Genomic DNA, 23,913 nt, shown 5'->3' with positions numbered 1-23,913 from the left:
ACTATTTTGAGGGGTTCAACGTCTGGATGGCATTGCGAACAAGTTTATAGTTCATGTCCAGATCATAATAGTCATTATAAATGTCGTAGGTTCCCAGTCCGGCCAGCGGCCCGAGCGATACAACCCGCTCGGCCATTTCCGTGATAGCGGCATGTTCCTCGACATTCTCGTCATAGAGAGGAGCGCCTGCGGCAGCGGCCAGCAGCAACTTCGTAGCCGGAACGCCGGCATACCCCGTAGCGTTGAGTACCTGCATCTTCAGGTCGGTCACATTCTCCGTAGCCTCGGTGTCGAGCACGACATAATCGACCTTCGACAAAGCGTCCTCCGTCAAGAAAAGCGGATTACCTTCGAAAACGAGCAGTTGTCCTTCGGTCTTTGCCGCGGAAAGTCGTTCGACGATAAGTGCAGCCGCCGTTGCGGTCGCTGCGTCGCCCGCATTGGGGATACCCGTAAACGAGTAACCGTCCAGTCCATTCTTCTCGACCGCGGCGATAACTTTATCGAGGTAAGCGCCGAGTTTTGTTTCATCGGTCAGTTCCCCGCTGCGGCCTGCATAATCGACCTGATAGAGCACTTTCGTACCTTTCTCACGCATAGCCGGCATATCTTCCGCATCGTACTTCGAGAAGTTGTCGGCATTGGTCAGCGACACGATATCGAGCGAGTCGGGCAGGCAACGCATGAAATCCTTTTCACTGGTACCCGGTTGGGGAGAGTTAAACAGACGGGCGTAGACGATAAAATGTTCCGACTGCTTGTAGTCGCGCAACGCCGCCGTATATTCCGCCCACAATTCCGGATTTTGATCCTCCGGGCGTTCGACTTTTTGTTTGACGGCTTCCGTTTCGTTCCAGTCTTCACACGAAGCGAACGTCGCGGCCAGCAGGCATAAGGAGAGAAGCCCGATCAATTTATTTCGTTTCATATCCATACTAATTTAAGTTTTTGCGATCCCACCATACTCGGGTTCCCTGCGTATCGCCCGCTCCGTTTACCGACTCACCGTTCAGTGCGGAAACGGCGGCTTGCAGGTTCGTCGGGTTCTCGGTGTACTCTTCGACCGGATAAGGCAGACGGCGTGCGCCCAGCGCCACGTTCACGGCGCCACCGCTGTTATCCACCACGGCTGGCAGCAGACGGGGATAACCCGTACGGCGGTGTTCTGTCCACGCCTCGGTTCCCAGCGGGAAAATGGCAATCCATTTCTGGGTAATGATCCGTTCGAGGTTGGTTTCGAAATCCGCCGCGGCGTTCCATGCCACGGTGATCGTGCTCTGCGGAGAAGCCATGGAGTGCTTGTTCAACGGATCTTTGTAGGCTGCCGGAGTACTTGTCGCATCGGAAAGATAGCCCTTCACGTTATCGGCACCACGCTCCTCGAACGAGAGCGTGACAGCCTGCTCATAGAGTGTTCCGGCAGTTTCGGCCGAGCCCCAGCGCAGTTCGTATTCGGCACGTAGGAACGTCGCTTCAGCGGCGTTCATCCACAGATAGGGATCCGTACCCGTAACGCGCATGTTCGAGTAGGACGACACGGCCTGCGCCTTACTCGTCACGTTGATACCAATGCGAATACCCGCATATCCCTGTATTTCTTGTCCGTTCTCCACAAGGGTTACAGTCGTAAACATCTTCTCGCGGCGCGGATCGTTGTAGCCGTTCATGTAATTGATGATGTCGGCACCAATACGATGGTCGCCCCAGTCGTTGTAAATGAGCGTCGTTCGGTTGTCCGAGGTGTGCATCATGGCATTGTCTGCGTTGGTCGTGATGACCCCGGCGGCAATGGCTTCGGCAGCTTTCGACTTCGCCAGATCGGGTTTAACCTCCGTTAGACGCATGGCCATACGTAACTTGAGCGAATTGGCGAATTTGAGCCACTGCGAGATATTACCCGAATAAACACCGTCGTAACGGCCGAAGGCATCCGAGGGTAGTGAAAGGTTGTCCTGAAGCGAAGTGATCACGTCGTCTAATTCTGTAAACATCGCCGTGTAGACCTCTTCCTGTGTATCGTAGGCTACCTCCAGCGATTCGGTCTTACTGGCCATGACCTGCGTATAGGGAATCGGGCCGTAGCTATCCGTGACGCGCTGCATGATGGCAATGCGGAACAATTTGGCCAATGCCTGCGCCACTACGTCCTCCGTACCGTTGATAATCGCACGATAGGCCGGATAGGTATCGGAGATCATATCCACGAACGGAACTTTCCGCCAGTCAGCCGAGGGATTGTAGTTTTCGAATGTCGCCTGCCAGGTATCGACGGTCTTACCGTTGTAGCCAGCGTAAGGGCATCCGACGATGCTCTCGACGAATTGGAACCGGTGCTCTTCCGTCGGAACGACCAGGCCCTGAAGGGTCTTGAGGTTCGTACCGATCTTATAGTTGTTAGCCTGCAACTGTTCGTCGGTCACTTCATTCGGATTACGATTGATGTCCGCGAAATCGCCCGTACAGGCAGTCGTACCGAGCAGCACCACCGAAAGCAGCAGTAGCTGCATTTTGTTGTTTGTCTTTTTCATGGTTTTGCTGTTCTTTAGAATTGGAATTTCACATTGAAGCCCAGATTACGCATCGAAGGCATCATAAAGTAGTCGATACCCTGATAGTTCATGCCTGTCGAAGCTACGGCTTCGGGGTCGAACGGGGCCTTGCAGTAGATCATCCACAGGTTACGGCCTACGAACGAAACGGTCATACGCATCTTGTCGCGGAACCATTTCGAAGGGAGCGTGTAACCCAGCGAGAGCTCCTGTAAGCGGACATTCGTGGCGGAATAAGTATAATACTGCGGTAATCCCGATTGCGAACCGATTACTTGATACCATTTCTGTGCGTCGATCATGTCACGGCCGTTAATCATCACGCCACCGGCATCGCGGGCTGCGGCCGAGGCCTCCGACACGCCGTACAAATCCATATTGGCTTGCGTAGCCGAATAACAGATACCGCCGATGCGGGCCGTGAACAGTACGCCGAGATTGATACCCTTATAGTTGAAATCATTACGCCATGCGAGGTTGTATTTAGGAAATACCGAACCGAGATAAATGTCATCCATATAGTCGTCCTTGACGGCTACGTTGCCGTTCTTGTCCACTTCGATATACCCGTCGTCGTTATAGACCAAATCGGAATTGGTATAGAGGTCACCCAGTGTTCCGCCCGGTTTAAGGATATATTTGGCCTTACCCAGCCCCTTGATCTCCAGTCGCTCTTTGGTGATGAGTTCGCCGGTCTCGGGATGCACATAGTTGTGAACCAGTTCCACGATCTCGTTCTTGTTCCACGAGAAGGTAAAGTTCGTAGACCAACCGAAATCGCGCCATTGGTTCTGATAGCCGAGCGACGCTTCGACACCCGTATTGCGGACGTGGCCCGTCTGGAGATAGATCGTCGAATAACCCGATGATACAGAAATCTGCGGGTCGAACGTCTGGTTGTAGGTATCGGCCCAATACCACGAAGCCGACAAGCTGAAGTGCTTCCACAGACGCGCGTCGAGGCCCAACTCATAAGTGCGGGTGCGTTCGGGATAAAGATCGCCGATCGGATAGTGCGTCTTGGCTGTCCAAACTTTATTCGTTGCGTCGTACTCGTAGGTCGGAACCGTCAGGTGACGCGGAAAAGGCATACCTACCGAAGCGATCGAACCGCGAATCTTCAGATAGGTCAGCGCATTGCCCATATCCCAAAGTGAGGTCGGCACCCACGAAAGACCCACCGACGGGTAAAAGAACGACGATTGCGGGGAGTTGGCCAATTGCGAAGCCCAGTCGTTACGGCCCGTGAGGGTCAGGTAGAGCATCTGTTTCCAACCCACTTCCACCGAGGCGAATATCGACTGCGTCTGTTCCTGCCAGCCGTATTTTTCGGCGCGCTTCTTCGAATCGTCGAGGTCGAAAACATTGAACACGTTCGGCAATCCGTTTTCCTGAATCGGGCCGCGGTACGACAATTGGTCGATTTTGACGTTGTTGATCGAAGCGCCGACGTTGGCTTGCAGCGACCAATCGTCTCCGAAGGTCTTGTTGATGTTCACCATAATGTCAGCATAAGTCTGCGTATCGTATTCGCGCTGTTCGGTATAGTGACCGTTCTTACCGCCGTCGGTAATCGTCGTATTCGACGAAGCATAAAGTTTCTGCGTATAGAGCGAGTTCGCATTGTCGATGCGCACACGGCCAGCAACGTTCAACCACGGAAGAATGTCATAGGAGGCCGAGAACGACAGCATGTAACGCTTCTTATCGGTATTGCGTAGGTTGCGGTAGGCAATCCAATAAGGATTTTGCATACGCAGGTCACCGCCTTCAAGGTCGTCCGACCAAAACTGTTCCATAAGTTTAGAGGCGGGATTGTAACGCTCGAAAATACGATAGGAGTCGAAGTTCGTCCCGCGGGGAAAAAGATAAGCAGGAACCAGCGGGTTGGAATAGACACCCTGATTGGTCATGTTCTGATCCTGCTGGTAAATATAGCTGGCCGAAGCATCCAGACGCAGCTTGTCTTTCAGGAAATAGGACGTATTACGAAATGTGAAATTGTAACGGTCGTATTCATTATTGGGAATGATACCGTCCGAATTGACCGAGGCTGCCGAAAAGTAAGTCTGGTTCTTGTCCGTACCGCCCGATACCGTCACGGCGTTGGTGTAGACGTGTCCTGTCTCGAAAAAATCATCCGGCGTATATCCCAGACGCGCCGCAGGTGCCAATTTCTCGCCCCAGCTGTAAATGGCCGACCCGGACTGAAGACCGTTTAGTCCCGTGCCATAGCGGTTCTGGAACTCCGGCTGAACGAACGGGTTCAGAAACTCCGTATTGCTCGAAAGCGTCACTTTCAAAGCTCCAGCCTGTCCCTTTTTCGTGGTGATCATCACAGCACCGTTGGCAGCATTCGAGCCGTAAAGAGCCGCGGCTGCTGCACCTGTCAGCACCGAGATGGATTCGATATCCTCGGGATTGATGTCCGCGATGGCTTCGGTAGCACCCTTCGAATCGAATTCCGTACCGCCACCACCGCCGAAGTTATACATCGGAATACCGTCGATCACATAGAGGGCATTCGACGACTGCGAAATGGATTTATTACCGCGCAGCACGACTTTCGATGCACCGCCGACACCTGACGACGAAGCATTGATCGTAACGCCAGCGACTTTACCTGTCAGCGAGTTCATGAAGTTGGCGTCCTTGACAGTCGTGATGTCTTCAGCTTCAACTTGTTGTACATTATAACTCAGCGCCTTCTCTTCACGTTTGATACCTAAGGCAGTAACGACTACCGATTCGATTTCCGAAGCCGATTCCGCCAGTGTAATCTCAAAAGAGGTGCGGTTGCCGACAGCTAAAGTTTGAGGTTCGTAGCCCAAGTAGCTTATTTCGAGCTGTGCAGTGGCAGGTGAAGCGATCGTTAGCGTAAAACGACCGTCGGCATCGGTTGAAACACCATTCGTCGTACCTTTGACCAGCACCGTGGCGCCGATAATCGGTGCGCCGCCGACATCGCTGACCTTACCTCCGATCAGAACTGAACTGGATGTGGATTTCGGTCGGTTGAAAATAATAATGCTTGTTTTTTCGATGCGATAACCGATATTGAAAGGGGTAAAAATCTGATCTAACACCTCGACAATAGCTTTATCCGAAACATTCAGACTTACTTTGTGGTTATTGAGATCCTTGACATCCTGATTGATGAAAAGATATCTGGTCTGGTTCTTGATCTCATCCATGACCTGTCCGAGCGATGCGTCTTGAACTTTGAGCGTCACGCGGGCAGTCTGTGCCTTGGCTGATAATACGCCGAGGCTCAGGCAAACAAGTAAAGTAAATCGAAACAGTCTTCTGATTTTGTGGAATACTGTTTTTTCCATACTTTTGTAATTTTAGATAATAGTTTACTCGATTAGTTTTTTTGCTGACTATTATCGCGGGTCTGCGAATAGGCGATTTCGCAGACCTTTCTTTATTATAGTCAACGCTTTAGTGTATTAAGTCACGCGGTCATTTCCTCATAGATTTTAGAGTTTTTAGTGCAACATGAGTGCTTGCACGAAATTCAATTACAATCACATTATTATTCAATTACAATCACATTATTATTTAATTACAATCACGTTCGTTTTTTCATCACGAGTATAACTAAAGCCGGTAGATACCTGCTGTAAAATCTGGAGCGCATAATCTACACCGTCCGAAATGCGGACTTCTCCGCTCATCACGTTAATCTGCGGCATCCGCTCGCATTCGATGCGTATTTCGACATTGAATGCTCGCTCGAACTTGGCCATCAACTCGTCGAATGGCATCCTCTTCAGATGAACCAACCCTTCCGTCCAGCAGAGTTCTGCAAAATCTTCGGCACGTTCTTTATACAGGCGCCCGTTAGAGAGTGAGACGACATCGTGCGGATACATGGTGATTCGCTCATTAGAATTGGCCCGGTTCGTCACCTGTACTTGTCCCTCGATCAGCGTGGTGGTAAATTCACCACGCTCGGCATCGGCCAGCACGTTGAATTTCGTTCCGAGTACCCGGATATCCGACGCGAAGGTCTGGACAATGAACGGATGCTTCCTGTCTGGTGCAACATCGAACAACGCCTCACCGGAGAGTTTCACGCTGCGGGTCTTGCCGAAGACGACCGGATATTCCAGTCGAGTACCCGAATTGAGCTGTACCTGTGAATTGTCCGGAAGCGTGAGAGACATCTGCTGTCCGGCAGGAACGACAATCGACATATTCTGCTGCGACAACGCATTCCGATAAAGCGTTTTACCCGTATACGCGGCTCCGATCATCAGTATGACGGCAGCTGCCGAACGCAGACTATAACGGACGACTTGCCTCCAGATTCGGCGGCGCTGCGGCGCGGCTGTCGGCATAGCGTTCGGCTTGGCGGCATACACCGCCAGACCGGAGAAAATCATGAAAGCGGTCTTGAACTCCTTACGGTTGGCTGGGGTCTCCTCGACCCATGCCAGTATCGCATCTTCTTCTTCCGACGTAGTTTCGCCCCGAAAATATTTGAATAATAATTTCTCGTCCATAGTTGTCAAAATTCTTGTTCGATCTCCCCGGATCGGTTGTTATTTTTTGGTCTTTAATAATATATCGAATGAGCGTGGGTATGTTTACCCCTTTTTTTGCAAATAAATATTTTTATGAAATTATATAAAATATTGATTAATGTAAATTATTGAAATACATTCATTTGTATAAAAACATCGAATCTATTTTATTTTTTCAGAATATAACTTATCTTTGAATTCCCAAAAAACTACGAATCCGCTATACTCAATGACACAGGCGATATTAGATACGCATGAGTTCGATCGACTGTACTCCGAATATAAATCACGGTTCATCGTGATCGCCTATGCCCTGTTGCGTGACAAGACGTTAGCCGAGGATCTTGTTACGGATAGCTTCCTGCTTCTTTGGGAAAAAAGACGGGAAATTCAGTTGTCACAAGATGAGTTTCCGGCTTATATTCTCGGTATTGTGCGTCACAAGTGTATTGATGCATTGCGCGAGCGTCAAACCCACCTTCAAATACAGCATCAGATGTATCTGCGTGGCATGCGCAACATCCGCACAAGCCTCGGACTACTTGAGGATTGCGATCTCTCGAAGGTGCTTTTTCATAAGGATGTCGAGGAAATATTCCGGCGGCGTCTGGCCGAAATGCCCGAACTGTCGGCGCAGATTTTCATTGCCAATCGTTTCGAGGATCAAACCTATCAGCAAATTGCCGAGCGCTATGGCATATCGGTACGCAAGGTCACACGCGAAATCCAGCGATGCCTGCATCTGCTACGCGAAGACTTGGGCGACTACCTGCCAGTGGTAATGCTGCTATTCCCGAACCTGCTCAGCAAACCGTAGAAAAAAGAAAGGGACGGCCGAATCGTGATTGTGATTGCGATCGCGGTTGAATTTCGTGAAACACCGTGAACTGATCGGGGGCCGTCCCTTTTTCCTACAAGAAATCGGAATATTTTCGATAAAAAGAGCAGAAATATTCATGTTTTCATAATATTCCTTTCGTCCTGATTCCGAATGATTAAAGGGTATTGATGATTGGAAATAGTCCTCTGCCCTGATACTATAATTTGCTGATAAAGTTCGGCGTAATACAACGATTTCCACCAGAACTCTACATATCGAAAATAAAAAAGGACAATGCCGGTGACGTTAGGCGACGTTCTTGTTCGGAAAAAACGGTGATGTAAATCCGTATCAGGTACCGGCATTGTCCGTAGTGTCGACTCTGCAAAAATACAAAAATCATATTGCATTGATGTATTTTGCTGAAAACAACTACTATTCCGACTGAATTTTATAATATTGCCCCTCCTCGTAGCAGTCGATAACGGAGCGAGGGGGCGTATAATAAAACGGATGCGGTGATATTCGACGTGATAGTGACGCAACTTCACACTGTTTTTTGAAGAATTCAACCGAATAGCAGCCGCATCCGTTATTTTTTTATGGTCGATCCGGTAAGAAAAATTTATCCCGGAAACAGGAACCGGGCTGCCGTTACCAGATTTAGGAGCCACAGTTGTTGCGGGAATTATATTGCCGGCGGCCGTTCCGTATATAATATGTGCCGCCCGCACATACCGATTCCGTCTGCCGGCGGTCGCTCGGCGGGTGCAATCCGTATGATGTAATGTATTCGGCAAATGGCGGCGCATGACGGTTTCGGGTTAGTGGATGATGCGCCCGCAGAAAATAAAAAGGGGGCGCGGTGTCAGCCCCTACTTGTCGGTCTTGGAGTTACCTTCAGATGGAAGCTGTCCTGCGCCCCAGTCAAGCCCTGCTTGCAAATAACAAACAGGACATAACCGGAGCTGACAACCATTATACCATCTGATTAAACATCCTCCGAAGAGGTCTCCAAGTTTACAAGTAGGTATAAAGAGTTGTTTACCCTTTATGATTATGTCCGTCGGCTACGCCGAACTATTCAATCGCAAATGTAGCATAATTTCTGTATTTAGAAATCCACGTATGCAAATATAATCAAATTTTTCGAATACACGTGAAATCACGTGTATAAAATTTTAGACATCACCTTTCCTTTGCAAAAAATGCGAACAAAGGTTCCCAAATATAGAGATACTACTTTTCAACGGCTCTTGATAGAACGTATGCAACAATTACGTTCGGATCATGGGTATTCTCAAGAAGAAGTTATTGAGTTTACACATTTAGATATTTCTCGGTATGAATCAGGAACCTCCGTTCCAAACACACAATCTATACTGAAACTCTGTAAATTATATAATATCACAATCGCTGAATTCTTCGCACCGATAAATTATCCTGCGAAAAAAGAATAGAAAAGACGAAACGGAGCGGTTTCGTCTTTCTTTTTGCAAAAAAGCGACTATATTTGTGTTGAAGGAAAGAACTTGCCCAAACTTATTGATGGAAGAACTCACAACCATACAAAGTAAAATTTACGAAATCCGCGGCCAGCGCGTGATGCTCGACCGGGATTTGGCCGAGCTTTACGGCGTTACGACCGGCAACCTGAATAAAGCTGTAAAGCGAAATATCGAACGTTTTCCGGAACGGTTCATGTTTCAACTGGCAGAACAGGAATTTTTGATATTCCAAAATGGAACATCAAATTGGGGCGGCACACGAAAACGTCCTTATGCTTTTACCGAACAAGGGGTCTCCATGCTTTCTGCCGTGCTACGCAGCCCGACAGCCATACAAGTCAGTATCCGGATTATGGATGCTTTCGTCGCCATGCGCAACTACATTATGACAACCTCGACTATGACGGCCGAGCTGTCCGAAATCCGTGCGAAACTGACCCTGTTGGAACGGGCGGACGAGGACAACGCCGAAGCGGTGAACGACCTTTCGGAAGACATGCGCAAGGAGCTGGATAACATCTACGAAGCTATTGCCGCTCTTTCGGTTAAAATCCCCGATGTTCGCCAACCACGCCGACCGATCGGGTTTAAATCTTCAAAAAAAGACAAGTAAAATGGTCTTGTTTAAAAGGCTTCATGTATATTATGTCACGGAATAATTCAAAGTTTTTTCTAAAATGGGGAGATGTCATACTGTTTACAATCAGCTTAATATGCCTAATATGGATTTTGCTTTACAAATTAGTCTGGATTGAGATAGATACTATTTTTCCGAAAGCAGACATATATGCCGAAATTACATACACAATCTTCGCATCAATAAATAGCATCCGCTATTTTCTATTTAATCAACGTTTATCTTCCCCAAACCAATCGAAAGAGAATATTAAAACAACCAATACAAGAGATTCTGAAACGTTTTGCACATGATGCCTTCTTTATTACCAATGATATATTGAGTAAGGCTAAATGTACCACAAAATACAATGATATAGTCCCCAGAGATGTATTTATAGAAGCATGCAAAAGATTGAAATTACACTCTGCGGCTCCGCTTATTTTCAATAATCCACGGTACCAGCCTAAAGATTGGTTCGAATATTTCGAATATTATATAGGGTTAGAGCGGAGTAATATTAATATCTTACTGCAATTCTATAAAATGCAACTTCCTGACTCGGTTAATTCCGATTTATTATATATATTCAATAATAATATGCACGCAGCGCTGAATACGTACAAAATAAATCCACAGTACGACTTTCCCGGATTAGCAAGCGTTCTCTACGAACATATCAAAATCATGCACGAATTACCAAAAAAGTTTGAGCGCGACTACTGGTAAATGCCTTTGCTACAACAGGTAGTAGCTTGCAATCGTTGACTGCCGACAATATGATACAATCTTGCCAAAGACAAATAAGCAGATATGTTTCAGATATATCTGCTTTTTTATATCCGGGTTGAAAATTCCTCGTATGTCTTTGTGCTGTTTCCGAGACTACCTACTCCCCGTTTAGCACGTTATGCACCGCATTTGCCTTGCTTCCGTTTCCGTGGGCGAAGCTATGGCAGGGGGTCGGAAAACAACCAAGATCGGGGCCCTTCGGGTTCAGACAAATAAATCAGCCGCAATGTACAAGTTGCGGCTGATTTTTTTGTCCTGAAATCTTGTTTGTATTCCGCCCCTCTGAAATATAGCCCCCAGAAACGGAAGCAAGGCAAACGCGGCCCATACGGCATAAAAAAAAGGTCGTAGTTATGAAACAGCACAAAGACATACGGGAAATTTTGAAACGGAGCGGCACCGCTCCCACCGGCATCTGCGGGTTTTGGAGGTCTGCGGTAGGTTTCGCGGCTGCGCTTTTCGGCGCGTTTGCGGCGTTCAAATTTCTCGCGGGCATCTATCTCGGCGCGGGCGGTTTTTGGGGCTTCTGCCTCTCGTTATGGTTCTTGCGGCGGTGTCGGGACATCGTGCGTCTCGTCCTTTCCCCTGGGGTCGTCCTCGTGCGGTTTCTTCTGCGGCTGTTTTACTAACATTCAACACCTTACAACTATGGGAAAAGTCACATTGTTATTCGCAGGAAAGAGTTACGACACCGACGTACAGAACGTGCGGGAGAATCAGATCGTCATTTTCGACGGCCCTTACAACATGCGCCAGCGCATGGTCGTGGCCGGAATCGAACACACACAATCCGGTTACAATTACCGATTGATCGACCCCGAAACCGCCGAGGAGCACACTGCCGATCTGATCCGCCCCTTGCGGGACAAATTCGGTATCGGGCACTATTACGACGACGAGCACCCCGAATTTATGGATGCCGCCGAGGTCGCGGCGCTCCGCACTCGTGCCGACGCCCTCAAAGCCGAGCAGGAAGCCGCCCGACGTGCGGCGGCGGAAGACGCGGAACGGTTACGCACCATCGGCGCGGAGCGTCTGCGGCAGATCGTTCCCGACAATGCCGTGGCCGTCATCATCGGCGAACAGCATGAAAGCGAATGCGACCCCTATACGGACTATTTCGGCTCGCGTATCGTGCGCACGGTGATCCTCGGATTCTCGACCCACACGCGCGATCTGTTCCCCGAAATGCGCAAGGCCGCGGCACGGTTCGAGGGCACGGCACACCTGGCCGAGCGTAATGCCGAGTACGAACACCGCGAAAAGTACAGCATGGGGCACGGCTATTACCTTGGTACGCACCGCTATTCGGGCTGGCAGGTCAGTAAGGAATCGTGCCGCGACAAAGAGGGCATTATCAAGCGTTTCGCCGTCGTGGCCGGAAATTCCGACAATGTATGCATCGAGAACCCTGCACCCGTGCAGACCGCCGCCCCCGAAACCGTGGCCGACGCACGTGTCGAGATCGTGGAATACTCCGCGAAGTCGATCGCCGTATTCGGCGATACGAAACCCCTGCGTGACACGCTCCGCGATCTGAACGGGCTGTTTCGCGCCTACCTTACGCACGACGGCACCCGGTGCGCCGGGTGGATTTTCTCCAAACGCCGAGAACAAGAGGTGCGCAGCGCATTGGCCGCCTATCTCAAATAACATTCAATCCGGGGCGGGCATCCGCCCGCCCCACAACACCCGAAACCATGAACGAACAGATAACAGCTATCGCCGCGCTCCTGCTGGAGATCAACGGCAAAGAAAAATACACCGCCTTTTTCGATTTCAGCGGCCATGTACGCACTTTCAGCATCCGGATTTATTCCGGCAAATGGTCGCAGGGGAAAGACCCTCTTTTCAACCTCTCGTTACAAAACAAGGACGGACAGCAATGGCGGAATTGGGACAACGCGCATGCCATGTCCGGCGATTCGATCCTCTCATTCTTAACGACTTTATTATGAAATCATACGAAGAAATCATACAGCGCACGGCGGATTTCGACTACATGATGCGCACACGGTTGCCGGAAAAATACATGCCGGAGGTGTTCGGCGTCACGGCCGGGGAAGACCCCGATCTACGGCAACTCCTCCACAACGCATCCCGTAACGGCATAGGCATTACCTACCTGCTGTTCAAAATACCGTACGACCGCCACAAGCAATTGATCAAATACCTTTCAAAATAATCTTAAAATCATCAAACCATGAAAACGAACGAAACCGACACCACGACCGCAACCGCCGCCCAGAGCACGAAGTCGACCGTTTTGCTCTCCATTGACAAAATCCGCCCCAACCCCTACAATCCGCGGCGGAGTTACGATGAAAACGCCCTCGCGGAACTGGCCGCCTCCATTGCCACACACGGCCTTATTCAGCCCATCCGGGTGCGAGCCGCAGAACAAGGCGGCTATATCATCGTCTGCGGAGAACGCCGCTACCGCGCCGTGCAACTGCTCGGCCAGACCGAGATCGAGGCAATCGTCGATGCCGCTCCCGCGGACGAACGGGCGATCTTCGACCTCGCGCTCTCGGAGAACATTCAGCGCGAGGAGATGCCGCCGCTCGACGAGGCCGAAGCCTACAAAGCCGCCATGCAGACCCTCCGAGGAGATGCCGCCGCCGTGGCCGCACGCTTCGGCAAGAGCGAGCAGTATATCTACTACCGGATGAAACTCGACGAACTGATCCCCGACATCAAAAAACTTTTGCGCGAAAACTCTATTACATTGGGTCTCGCTATGGAGTTGGCACGATACGGGAAAGACCTGCAAAAGACGATCTGCAAAGACCGCCTCAAAGACGAGGAGGGGTGGCGGAAATACTCCGTAAAGGAGTTCAAGCGAATGGTGGACGCCCATTATACGAACGACCTGGCCCGGTATCGCTTCGACCAGACGGCGTGTGCCGCATGCAAGTACAACGCAAATACCTACGATATGTTCGCCACGGGAAGCGGACGGTGTACGAACCGGGAATGTCTCGAAGCCAAAAACCGCGAATTCATCGAGCGAAAAAGCGGAGAACTGCTCGCGCAAAATCCGAAATTCATCCTTTGCAAAGATCGTTACGGATGCGACGACCATGATAAGGCCGTAGAGCATATGACCGAAAACGGGGTCGAATGCAAGTCGTTCGAATACGGGCAGGTACAGGAAATGCCCGCTATACCCGCGGAACCATGTCCGGCGGATTATGCCACCGATACCGATTATACCGCGGCAATGCAGATCTATGAACAGCAGAAAAAGGCCGCCGAGGAAAAGACCGCTGACCTGCTGGCCAAGCACGACGCCGGGGCGATCCGGATTTTTGTCAAAACCTCGCGCGACGACGCCCGGCTGGTCTATGTGAACCAAGCCGCCAAAGGCAGGGAATCTACCGGGGAACTGATCGCCCGCCTTGAGGAGAAGAAAATCCGCAACACGGAACTCGCACACGAAAAAACCGTCGAAGCCGTCCGGCAGATCGTCCGCGACGAGGAGATCGCCCCGACGCCGTTTACCCAGCTGGAAGACAACATTCTCTATTACATCATGCTCGGAAGCCTGCGGCGCGAACACCTCGCCGCCGTGGGATTTCCCGAAGCGTATTATTTGACATCCGAACAGAAAATCGCTGTCGTCAATGCGCTGACCGACGAACAACGCGACCTCATCACCCGTGATTTTCTTGTAAAAAGCCTTACATCCGACATCGGTTTCGACAAAACGGGGAAGCAACTGCTGATGGAATTTGCAGCCTTGCACCACAAAGAGAAATACGAGGTTGTGAAAGCTCAGTTCGACGAGGAATACACGAAACGCAACGACCGTCTCGACGAGCGTATTGCCGTGGCCGAAGCGCAGGAGAAAGCCAAGACCAAAGCCGCCAAGAAAGAGGGCAAAACGGGTAAGAGCACCAAGAAAACGACAAAGAAAGCCGCCTAAATTCTGATCGGGGACGGCCCGCAGGCCGTCCCCATAAAACCGAATGAATCATGTTGAAAGAATTTATCGACGCTCTTCGCCGGCATGGAGTCGCCGTTTTCGATCTGATCCATGTAGGTGCGGGGAATCACATTTTTTTCGCACGCCGAAACGGCCATACTTGGAGTATCCGGATTTCCCGGCAACGAGGCGAACACCGTTATACCGTGCATATCTTCTCCGAAGAATCGGACATAAGGGGCACTTATTTCTGTCCGCCGGGATTGTTGCTGACAACTATCGAACTGCGATTCAACGACCTTGCGACACCATAAATAAGTCCCGGTTTCCGTCTGCGGCATGACTGCCGCAGACGCGAACGGGCGGACGCCCGCGGCTCCCGCCATACCGCCACCCCGAATTGTGTCAAAACATCATCTGACGAACCTATGAAATCTTATATACGTATCGCTCCCGATGTGGAATATTTCACCGATTACGACCGTTTCCGCGAGGAGCAAATCTGCTGCGCCGTCGCCGAAGACGGCACAAGCCTGTTCAGCCGCATCGAGAACCGCCGCTTCATGCACACGGTGCGGCACGATCTTTCCGAACGGGTTATCGAGCTGCTATGCCGGCAGATACATCGTGAAATATGCACATTGCACTATGGCGGACAAGTCGTGGAATGACCTGCCTGCCACACCAGAGAATTGTAAGTTGTAAAATATTAAAAGTGGCCCGGTAAAACCGGGGCCTTTTAATTGGGTTCAACCCCGGATCAATATCTGTGTTTCGGATACTCCGGAAAGAGGATCAACCAACATAGTCCGATGGCGACCAGTACCGACAATATTCCCATTGTCAGGCAAATAGCCGTTAGAAAGTGTACGAACATCGAATCTTATTTTTCCCGTTACAGCAGTTTTGCTTCTAACAACTCTTTGGCTGGTATTTCCACCGTCTGATGCCGGGCTCCGTTTTTCTCGATGATTTCCAGCAAAAGCACCTTGTCATCGGAGATCGTCAGTTTGGGCAGTGCGAATACCGTCCGCTGACGCTGGTGTCCCCTCACGACTGCCGGATCGTTGCATACGCGCAGGATTTCGAGCGTCGACTGCTGTTGTGCCGTACGCTTGGTGAGTTTGCGATCCGCTACAATGAAATGTCGTGCATCTACCTCGAATGAGATATTCGTGTCGTTCGAGATACAGGTGTGCATGTATATCACGTCATTGAACACGTAAATCCCCAGCACTTCGACCCCGATACCGTACTTTTTCGTGCGAATGCCCTTCACGTCCGTACGGTTTTGGCGGTATATGTCGCTCAACATGCGTTTTATGGTCGCAGGTTTCTCGCGCCCTACCTCGCGCAGCAGCACCCGGCCTTCGGATGCTGGGGCCGTTGGCTGCGGATAGCCCACGGCTGCCGGTTTCTTCATACTTTCTGGTTGCGGTTCCTGCACTGTAAGATTGAGGGTCGAAACAGCCGGATTCTCGGCATAGTGGACATCGAAAGTGAAAAATCCTCCGTCTTCGGTGATGACCGTCAGGTTGGTTTCTGCTGCGAAATTCCGCACGGCCGCTTTCACCCGCACGACGTTTTCGGCTCCGTCGGCCTTGCCTGCTATGATGTCCATCGAGCCGATGTCAATGTAGGTCACGGGCGACGGGAAGAGGATGTGTACAGTCTTGGTGAATCCCGCTTCGATCTTTCGGGGTTCGATCTGTTGCGGCCCGTCCTGCATGGCTTTCGCCGTAGCGTGTGCTGCCCAGATTGCGGAGACGATCAGGGGCAGATAAATAAGGTCTCTTTTCATTTTACTGCTGTTTTGAAATCAATAATAGCTGATGGTTGGCTTTGAGGGTTATCTTCACCTCGCGGAGCTTCCCGGCGACATACTGCGACGAAGCCTGCAATCCTCCGCGGGCCAGCTCGGACAACACCTGCTGCCCGGCCGAACGGGTGACGTTTACACTCGTCCCGGCAGTCTGTCCTACGGACGCCAGCGCCTCTTTGAGGGCCGTCCGTTCGCGGGAGTTCGGGACGTTCAGCCCCGGCTGGCCGTCGAGGTCGTAAGCCACGGCTTCGACAGCGAAGATCCGCCCGCCGTATTCGACGGACGACACCATGACTTGCAGCCGCATCCCGGAGATCGTCGCAAGACCGTATAGCGGCGTATTACGGGGAATGGTCACTCCGTCGATACGCACGGCTTCCAGCAACCGCAGTTGCACGGTGCTTCCGGCACGTATGACCTGCGTCGAGGCGACGCAGGCTCTGACGGTCGGAGTATCGGCATGCGCGACGCCACCTGCCGCCGTGAGAAATCCCAAGTTGCGTTCGACGGCGAAATCCGCCCGCGGATCGAGCGTCGAGGCTTCGACCTCACCTTCCCGAACGGGCCGCATGACCGACAGGCGCGAATCCTTCCGCTGCTTCGTCGGCTCAACAGCTTCTTCATCTACGGCCACTCCGCCGCCGAGATACTTCCGTGCGAGCTTGTACTGCTCCTCGGCCAGCTCCAGCGGGTCGGGCTGCTGCCGCTCGGCGTCGAGTTGGGATTGCAGGGCCGCGACCTGCTCTTTCAGTGCTTCGACCTCGGTATTGCCGCAAGAAGGGGCCGGGGTGTAGAAAGCCGCCATTTCACCCGATATCCTCCGGTAGGCAGCATCCGATTCGTCGATCGCCGTCGGTGCTGCCGGAACTGTAGCATCCGCCATTTCCCCGGTCACAGGCAAGCGGTCGTCCATAACATCACCCAACGATTGTAGCTTTTCGCGCCGCTGCTGCTCGTACTGCTCCTGTTCGTAGACCTTGCGTTTGTCCGTTTCCGTCGGCTTTACCGTCGCTTCCGGAATCGTAACATTGTATCCGCCCGTTCCCGCCTGCTGCGGAGCCGGTTTCGGGGCGAACAGGTACCATAGGAAAATGCCGCACAGCAGTGTCATCACCGTCACGACGCCGGCGAACTTAAGTTGCCGGAGGTGCTGCGGTGTGAGAAATTGCGACAGTTTTTCAACTGCTCCGTTATCGCTCCTGCGTGTCATCTTCACTCGTGTTTAGAGGTAACAGGCTCCTTTCCGGCAGTAGTGGCTGCCGGAGGTGTTCGACGGCGGGAATCGACGTCTCCCGACTCCGCATTCCACCGAACAGAATCATCAGGGAGACCGCCGCATAGACGAGCAGCAGCACAGTAACCAGCCCGAGCCGCTGGCGCGGCGTAAGACGTTTCATGCGGGCCTTCAGCCACGCTTCGGCCCGCGTCTGTAAATCCTTAGCGCTCATAACTTCCGAGGTCTTTGTTTTCGAGAATGCGCAGATCTTCGATCAGGAATCCCTGCGGGTTGTTGTCCGAGCGTACGGCATTTCGCAGGCGGCATGTCGTGACGAGCGTCCGCTCCGTGACGTTGCTTTCACGGACGATCTTCTGCCGTGCGAAGGTCTCCACGGCATAGGGATAGCAGTCGAAATCGCAGCGGATACTGTCCACGACGACATTCTGCGATACGTTCGAGGCGATGATGCGGTTGAAATATCCCTTCTCTGCGAGGCTCTGGTAATAGGCGATGGCGCTTCCGTCCGCAAGGTACAGCGCCCTGCGGACATTGCCTTCGATGGCCTCGCGGTCGGGAGAGAGGGTGAAGAAGAGCTCGTGGAAGCGCCGCACGTGTTCGCGGGCTTCGACGGGACGGTTCTGGGCCATATCCTGCGAGAGGGCCAATATCAGCGACTTGCCCTGATCGAGTACGTAGATCTTCTGCCGCTGGGCTTCCGCGAAGCGGTAGGATGTCCACACTGCCGCCACCGAGATCAGCGTGCAGGCTCCCAGAAAGAGCATGCTGAAGAGCCGCAGGTGGCGAAAGGACGATTCTATATTCTTCAATGTTTTGAATTCCATATTTTATTACGTTTTATCGTTTCTTCAAAGCCCCTTTTATACGGCCTCCGACATTTCCGACCGCCGCTCCGGCGACTCCGGCAGCGCCCATCGCCACGGCACGTCCTGCGCCTGCGACTTTATCGCCGTAACTTCCGGCACCTCCGGCCTGAATGACCCACGACGCAACGGTCGGCACGCAGAAATATCCGACGATTCCGATAATCATAAAAATGCAATAGACCGTATTGCTTCCGTCGGGTATGAACGTCGGGTCTTGCAGTCGTTCGATGTCCTGCTGGAGCATCAGAATCTGGATGCGCGAAAGGATCGCACCGAACAGGTCGCTGACGGGCAGCCACAAATAGATGCAGATATAGCGTGCCAACCAAGACGCCAGCGTATTGTGAAAGCCGTCGTACACGGAGAAGGCGAAGGCCACGGGCCCCAGTAACGCCAGGACAATCAAGAAAAACGTCCGCACGGTGTCGATGGTCAGCGATGCCGCCTGGAAGAGCGTTTCCAGAAACGCCCGGAATGCCTCACGGACTTTCTGACCGAATTGATACCCGGCTCGCTCGGCATACATCCCGGCAATCGCCATGAGGTCTTTAGGCTTCCAGCCCAATTCGTCAAGCCGTTTGTCGAACTCTTCATTACTGATAAGATAGGCTTTCTCCGGATCGCGGAGCATCGCCTGACGCTGCAATTCATCTTTCTGTGTCTGGTATTTCTCCAGATCGAACGCCTGTCGATCGACCAAATGCGATGTGGCATTGCTGATAGGTGACAGCAGACCGTTCAAAGGCCCCAATACGAGGGTCGGGAAGGCCATGATGCACAGCCCCAGCACAAAGGGCCGCAGCAGCGGGAATACCTCGATCGGCTCCGCGGCGGCGAGGGATTTCCAGACCCGGTATGCGATGAAAAACAAGGCGCCCAATCCGGCGAGTCCTTTGGCAATGCCCATCATATCGCTGCACAACGGCAACATATCGGCGTACAACGAGCGGAGAATCTGATGCAGGTTCGTCCACTCTACGGCTAATGGCATCGTCATAGGTTACCAATATCGGTCGTTATGGCCGCCGTACAAGGCCCGCACACGCTCCGAATCCCCGCGCTGACGGCTGCGCAGGAACGACACGGAGATATTCTTGCGCGTATAATATTCCGTAAGATTGCGGTATTCGAGCATCTCGTAATAGATCCTGTCGATAATATCCAGCCGCTCCTTGTCGGTCATCGAAAGCCCCGACGGAGTGATGATCTGCTTCAGGTCGTTCAACAGGTCGGCACTCGCCGACAGCAGCTTCGTATAGCCTGCGGCCATTGCCGTGAGTTCCTCGGCCGAGTAGTTCGTATCGTCGAGCATCGACCGGAAGTTCGAGATGTATATATCGGAGATGTCGCCCACGAGCAGCATCGTCTGCTGCACACGACGGGCGCTTTTGACGAGGTTATGCACCGACCGCAGCGCATCGTAATATTTCTTCGACTGCTCGTAAATCTTTACCGTCTGCTGAAAACTCTGAAGCAGCGTACTTCCGTTCCGGGATGCTTCGACGACCTGCTTGGTGGAATTCACGATACCCTGCGCCAGATTCGAGGGGTCGCTCACGACCCACTGCGCCCGAAGCGGATGACCTGCCAGCAGCATCGCTGCCAGCAGGCCGAAGCCTATTCGCCGTCCCATCGCACCGGAGCCTGAAGGATTACTTCCGTTCCTATACGCTGCGGCCGGTCGTCGCGGACGAAAAGCCCGAAACATCCGATATGCAGAATATCGTTGGTCGTGTGATGAATGACGCATCCGCCGGTTTGCCCGTACAAGACATGGAGCCACAGACTGTCATCGCGTTTGAGAATGACCATGTCCCGCACGGGACGTTCGCCGCAGAAAAGCGTCGCGGCATATCCCGGAGCCGTTTTGCGGATCGTGATCCGCTCTCCGTATTCGTTCTTTCAGCAGCCGCAGATACGGTCGTCGGCAACCTCGGATTGCAACTCCCGGATGGTCTGTTTCAGCGACTCGATCTCTTCCTGCGCCCGGCGCAGCCGTTCGTCTCGCGCGGCGAGTTCTTTTTTGGATATGAACATGATTTTCGGTTTTTAGGTTAATGATCTTCATTGCGTTTTTGCTCGGCCAACTGGCGTATGGCCAGCTCGATATTGCCGCCGAGCTTCTCCGTGAGACGTTGCAACTCCAGTTTTTCAGTCTCTTCGGTGGTATAGCAGAGGTATTCCTCAAGACTCGTTTCGGTAGCATAGACAGCAGAGTGTACGCCTCCGAGTCCGATCCACACCTCTTTGTAGCGGCGCTTGGGGTCATTGGCCCGATTGATCGACAACACCTGATTGCGTTCCTTATCACTCAATCCCAACAACTCCTGAATCTCGTCGAACTTGTTAGCATACTTACGCATGTCCAAAAGGATGCGGCAGTCGCAGTTGGCGATGACGCTCTCCTTGAGGACGGGCGACGACAGCAGGTCGTCCAACTCCTGCGTTACGCACATACACTCGCCGAAATACTTGCGGCAGGTTTTATACAAATACTTGATAAATCCCGCCATGCCCGCCTTGGCGATAGCTTTCCATGCTTCTTCGAGCAGTAAAACTTTGCGAATACCCTTCAGCCGCCGCATCTTTGTAAGGAAGGTCTCCATGATAATCAGTGTAATGACAGGATAAAGGACTTTGTTTTCGCTGATATTATCCAGTTCGAAGACGATGAATCGCTTATCCAACAAGTCCAACTGCTTGTCAGAGTTCAAGAGGTAGTCGTACTCCCCGCCACGATAGTAGGGTTCGAGAACGTTCAGAAAATTTTCAATATCGAAATCCTTTTCCCGGACGCGCTTTTTTTCCAACAGACGGCGGTAATCCGTTGCGACGAACTCGTAGAAGGTGTTGAACGAAGGTGTGACCGCAGTGCCGGTCTTGAGTTGCGAGAGGTATAGGTTCACGGCATTCGACAAGGCCACCTCTTCCGCACGTGTCGGTTCCTCGGATTCGCGCTTCCACAAAGTCAGCAACAGCGCCTTGAGCGATTCGCGCTTCTCGACGTCGTACACTCCGTCTTCGACAAAGAAGGGGTTGAAGGCAACGGGGGCATCCTCCTGATAGGTGAAATATATCCCATCCCGACCTTTGGTTTTCTGCCGGATAAGCGAGCACAATCCTTGATAGGAGTTTCCCGTATCGACAATCACGATATGTGCGCCCTGTTCATAATATTGCCTGCATATATGATTGAGGATAAAACTTTTGCCTCCCCCTGAAGGCCCGATGACCACACGGTTCCGGTTGCTTATCCATCCTTTTTTCATCGGGTAGTCGGAGATATCGAGGTGAATGGGGATACCGCTCACCCGATCCGCCATCTTAATGCCGAAAGGCGACAAAGATGAGCGATAGTTCGTCTCTTCGTTAAACAGACACAAGCCCTGTTCGAGAAACGTATAGAAACTTTCTTCGGCGGGAAAATCCCCTTCGTTGCCGGGGATCGCCGCCCAGAAAAGCGTCGGAACATCCACAGTATTATGACGCGGCGTGCACCCCATAAGCGCCAGCTGCGCCCCGACATCGTTACGGATCTGCTTCAGCTCCTCGCTCCCTTCGCCCCATGCCATGACATTGAAATGGGCGCGTATCGAGGTCAGAGAGAAGGAGTGCGCCTCATTGAGGTAATCGTCGATCCATTCCTTGTTGATCTGGTTCGAACGGCTGTACTGCGCGAGCGACTGCATGTTACGGGCCGTACGTTCGAACTGCCTGAGGTTTTCGTCGCTGTTATCCAAAAACAGATATTGATTGTAGATGTGATTGCATGAGAGCAGCAATCCTACGGGAGCGGCGAATGAAAGCCGACAATCGGAACGCTCCGTCGAGAGGCGTTCGTAGCGGTCATCCGTACGAACGCTGCCGGGGAGGTCGTCCAGATCGGAAAGCGTATGCAGGCACAACGCCTTGTCGCCGATCCACATCCGGTCGGGATCGAGACGCATGTCCTGTAACGGAGTCTTCCCGGACGGTGACAGCGTGAGATAACGTTCGAGGATTCCCGAAGATTCGGGAGTCCCGGCAATCTCGTCCGCTCCGAGACGCCGCAGCCGGATATGGCCGCTCTCGCGGACGATGCTGGAGAACTGCTCCACAGCTTCCAGAAAGCGCGTCGTCGCATCTTTGTCCTGCAACTCCTTCGGGACGAGCGTACCCCGGCACAGCACACTGCAATCGCTCTGACGGCGGCTTTGCGCACGGGTTGTCTTCGTAATGAACAGGTAGCAGGTATGATGCAGAAAAGGTCGTTCGTTGAAATGCCGCTCGAACGACCGGCTCAAGAAACTCAAATCATCTTTCCCGATGTCGGAACGATATTGCTCCTGAACGAAAATATCCTGCTTGTGCACCACGGTATAGTCCGGAAGCACCTTCACCGCTTTGAGCCATACGCCGTGCAGCGCTTCATATTCCTGCGAAGAGACGGTAAACAACTCCGGAAGCGTAACCTCGAACGCCACCGTGATGTTGGCGTCTTTGGAGAGGATACAATCGTGTTCGACCTTTCAGATCGGAAATTTCCGTTCGAGGGTTTCGGTTTTCAGGGTGTTATTCATGTTTCTAATGTCGGTTTAGAATTCTTGCCACACTTTTTCGGGAGACGATACGTCGCGGATGCCGCCGTGCGGCGAGGAGCTTCATCAGTCCGTAAGCCCCGTACTTGCGGTTCAGACGGAAGGTCAGCGCCACAAGCGCACCGCCCAGCCCCACGCCCGCGACAAGGCATGCCACCTGATCGACTCCGCCCATATAAAGTACGACTACGAGAATGAAAACGGCGAGCAGGCCGCCGGCGAAGAGGAAGAGGTACTGCGCCCGCAGCCCCTTGAACTCCACCTGGCGGCCCACGCCTTTATTGATCGGATATTCGGCCATCGTCTAAAGGAAAAACGAACGCAGAATCGTGGCGGCGACGATCAGGAAGATACAGGCTCCGAACCAGCTCGCAGCGGTTTTAGACGTATCCGGATCGCCCGAACTGAACTTCTGATAGACCCGCACTCCGCCGATCAGGCCGATGACGGCGCCGATGGCGTAGATCAGCTTGGTCGCCGGGTCGAAATACGACGTGACCATCTGCGTAGCCTCCTGAATGCCGGCCATGCCGTTGCCTTGCTGCGCTGCGGCGTGCTGCACCGTGGCGAGCAGTCATACGGCGATTCATGCCGAACTGAAAATGAGTTTTCTTTTCATGGATGATTGTGTTTTTTAATTCGACTTCAGATTTTCTCTCCGGGCGC

Annotated in this window: 23 protein-coding genes and 1 pseudogene; 10 read left to right on the top strand and 14 right to left on the bottom strand. The window is 52.2% G+C overall.

From position 1 onward, the window contains the following. Nucleotide 1: 1 nt before the first annotated feature. The 4 genes from DW189_RS04350 to DW189_RS04335 all read right to left on the bottom strand — a co-directional run bounded on the left by DW189_RS04350 (nt 2) and on the right by DW189_RS04335 (nt 7,060). Complete coding sequence (locus DW189_RS04350) at nt 2–928, bottom strand: glycoside hydrolase family 18 (RefSeq protein WP_033395341.1); 927 nt, start codon at nt 926–928, stop codon at nt 2–4. Between the two features lie 7 nt (nt 929–935). After that, complete coding sequence (locus tag DW189_RS04345) at nt 936–2,528, bottom strand: SusD/RagB family nutrient-binding outer membrane lipoprotein (protein WP_117506995.1); 1,593 nt, start codon at nt 2,526–2,528, stop codon at nt 936–938. A 14-nt stretch (nt 2,529–2,542) separates the two neighbouring features. After that, on the bottom strand, nt 2,543–5,884 hold the full coding sequence (locus DW189_RS04340) for a SusC/RagA family TonB-linked outer membrane protein (RefSeq protein ID WP_409012326.1): 3,342 nt from the start codon (nt 5,882–5,884) through the stop codon (nt 2,543–2,545). Between the two features lie 225 nt (nt 5,885–6,109). Further along, nucleotides 6,110–7,060 carry a FecR family protein gene (locus DW189_RS04335; RefSeq protein ID WP_026318576.1) on the bottom strand — a complete coding sequence of 317 codons (951 nt, stop codon included), beginning with the start codon at nt 7,058–7,060 and terminating at the stop codon, nt 6,110–6,112. A 250-nt stretch (nt 7,061–7,310) separates the two neighbouring features. Here DW189_RS04335 and DW189_RS04330 point away from each other — a divergent pair, with 250 nt between their 5' ends. The 10 genes from DW189_RS04330 (at nt 7,311) to DW189_RS04280 (ending at nt 15,416) form a co-directional block, all read left to right on the top strand. Continuing rightward, nucleotides 7,311–7,898: an RNA polymerase sigma-70 factor gene (locus DW189_RS04330; RefSeq protein WP_018696898.1), complete on the top strand. Its 588-nt coding sequence runs from the start codon at nt 7,311–7,313 to the stop codon at nt 7,896–7,898. A gap of 1,211 nt (nt 7,899–9,109) precedes the next feature. Continuing rightward, complete coding sequence (locus DW189_RS04325) at nt 9,110–9,361, top strand: helix-turn-helix domain-containing protein (RefSeq protein WP_117507189.1); 252 nt, start codon at nt 9,110–9,112, stop codon at nt 9,359–9,361. Nucleotides 9,362–9,449: 88 nt separating this feature from the next. Further along, a complete protein-coding gene (locus DW189_RS04320; RefSeq protein WP_117506993.1) occupies nt 9,450–10,022 on the top strand; it encodes an ORF6N domain-containing protein in 573 nt (190 codons plus the stop codon). Nucleotides 10,023–11,170: 1,148 nt separating this feature from the next. After that, nucleotides 11,171–11,446 (top strand): hypothetical protein, encoded by a 276-nt coding sequence (locus DW189_RS04310; RefSeq protein WP_117506991.1) that lies wholly within the window; start codon nt 11,171–11,173, stop codon nt 11,444–11,446. Nucleotides 11,447–11,465: 19 nt separating this feature from the next. Next, nucleotides 11,466–12,470, top strand: coding sequence for a fusion protein (locus tag DW189_RS04305; protein WP_117506990.1), 1,005 nt, complete (start codon nt 11,466–11,468; stop codon nt 12,468–12,470). Nucleotides 12,471–12,517: 47 nt separating this feature from the next. Beyond that, the gene (locus DW189_RS04300) at nt 12,518–12,775 is read left to right on the top strand and encodes a hypothetical protein (RefSeq protein ID WP_117506989.1); all 258 of its coding nucleotides are present in this window, start codon (nt 12,518–12,520) and stop codon (nt 12,773–12,775) included. Then, nucleotides 12,772–13,002 carry a hypothetical protein gene (locus DW189_RS04295; protein ID WP_117506988.1) on the top strand — a complete coding sequence of 77 codons (231 nt, stop codon included), beginning with the start codon at nt 12,772–12,774 and terminating at the stop codon, nt 13,000–13,002. The genes DW189_RS04300 and DW189_RS04295 overlap by 4 nt, the downstream gene beginning before the upstream one ends. An 18-nt stretch (nt 13,003–13,020) precedes the next feature. Continuing rightward, the gene (locus DW189_RS04290; protein WP_117506987.1) at nt 13,021–14,745 is read left to right on the top strand and encodes a ParB/RepB/Spo0J family partition protein; all 1,725 of its coding nucleotides are present in this window, start codon (nt 13,021–13,023) and stop codon (nt 14,743–14,745) included. A 50-nt stretch (nt 14,746–14,795) separates the two neighbouring features. Then, nucleotides 14,796–15,059, top strand: a complete 264-nt coding sequence (locus tag DW189_RS14215; protein WP_147326491.1) for a hypothetical protein — start codon at nt 14,796–14,798, stop codon at nt 15,057–15,059. A 114-nt stretch (nt 15,060–15,173) separates the two neighbouring features. After that, nucleotides 15,174–15,416: a hypothetical protein gene (locus tag DW189_RS04280; protein WP_019150800.1), complete on the top strand. Its 243-nt coding sequence runs from the start codon at nt 15,174–15,176 to the stop codon at nt 15,414–15,416. A 224-nt stretch (nt 15,417–15,640) separates the two neighbouring features. Here DW189_RS04280 and traN read toward each other — a convergent pair whose 3' ends face one another. The 10 genes and pseudogenes from traN to DW189_RS04230 form a co-directional block, all read right to left on the bottom strand. Next, nucleotides 15,641–16,546 carry a conjugative transposon protein TraN gene (gene traN, locus DW189_RS04275; RefSeq protein WP_117506985.1) on the bottom strand — a complete coding sequence of 302 codons (906 nt, stop codon included), beginning with the start codon at nt 16,544–16,546 and terminating at the stop codon, nt 15,641–15,643. Between the two features lies 1 nt (nt 16,547). Next, nucleotides 16,548–17,777 carry a conjugative transposon protein TraM gene (traM, locus tag DW189_RS04270; RefSeq protein WP_409012325.1) on the bottom strand — a complete coding sequence of 410 codons (1,230 nt, stop codon included), beginning with the start codon at nt 17,775–17,777 and terminating at the stop codon, nt 16,548–16,550. Further along, entirely contained in the window at nt 17,758–18,015 is a 258-nt protein-coding gene (locus DW189_RS04265) for a hypothetical protein (protein ID WP_117506983.1), read from the bottom strand. Before DW189_RS04265 ends, traM begins: the two co-directional genes overlap by 20 nt. Next, nucleotides 18,005–18,628 carry a conjugative transposon protein TraK gene (gene traK, locus DW189_RS04260; RefSeq protein ID WP_018696888.1) on the bottom strand — a complete coding sequence of 208 codons (624 nt, stop codon included), beginning with the start codon at nt 18,626–18,628 and terminating at the stop codon, nt 18,005–18,007. Before traK ends, DW189_RS04265 begins: the two co-directional genes overlap by 11 nt. Before the next feature lie 13 nt (nt 18,629–18,641). Continuing rightward, complete coding sequence (traJ, locus tag DW189_RS04255) at nt 18,642–19,661, bottom strand: conjugative transposon protein TraJ (protein ID WP_181969294.1); 1,020 nt, start codon at nt 19,659–19,661, stop codon at nt 18,642–18,644. A 9-nt stretch (nt 19,662–19,670) separates the two neighbouring features. Beyond that, on the bottom strand, nt 19,671–20,303 hold the full coding sequence (locus DW189_RS04250) for a DUF4141 domain-containing protein (protein WP_055203594.1): 633 nt from the start codon (nt 20,301–20,303) through the stop codon (nt 19,671–19,673). 269 nt (nt 20,304–20,572) lie between these two features. Next, nucleotides 20,573–20,707: a hypothetical protein gene (locus DW189_RS14595; RefSeq protein ID WP_259295429.1), complete on the bottom strand. Its 135-nt coding sequence runs from the start codon at nt 20,705–20,707 to the stop codon at nt 20,573–20,575. A gap of 17 nt (nt 20,708–20,724) precedes the next feature. Continuing rightward, nucleotides 20,725–23,229, bottom strand: a pseudogene (locus DW189_RS04240) (TraG family conjugative transposon ATPase). A gap of 4 nt (nt 23,230–23,233) precedes the next feature. Then, complete coding sequence (locus DW189_RS04235) at nt 23,234–23,548, bottom strand: DUF4133 domain-containing protein (RefSeq protein WP_018697353.1); 315 nt, start codon at nt 23,546–23,548, stop codon at nt 23,234–23,236. 3 nt (nt 23,549–23,551) lie between these two features. Continuing rightward, on the bottom strand, nt 23,552–23,809 hold the full coding sequence (locus DW189_RS04230; protein ID WP_019150812.1) for a DUF4134 domain-containing protein: 258 nt from the start codon (nt 23,807–23,809) through the stop codon (nt 23,552–23,554). Nucleotides 23,810–23,913: the final 104 nt, after the last annotated feature.

Source organism: Alistipes sp. AM16-43 (assembly GCF_003435745.1).
Taxonomy (GTDB): Bacteria; Bacteroidota; Bacteroidia; order Bacteroidales; family Rikenellaceae; genus Alistipes; species Alistipes onderdonkii.
The sequence above is the reverse complement of the archived record's forward strand: the minus strand, read 5'-3'. Positions and strand labels throughout refer to the sequence as shown.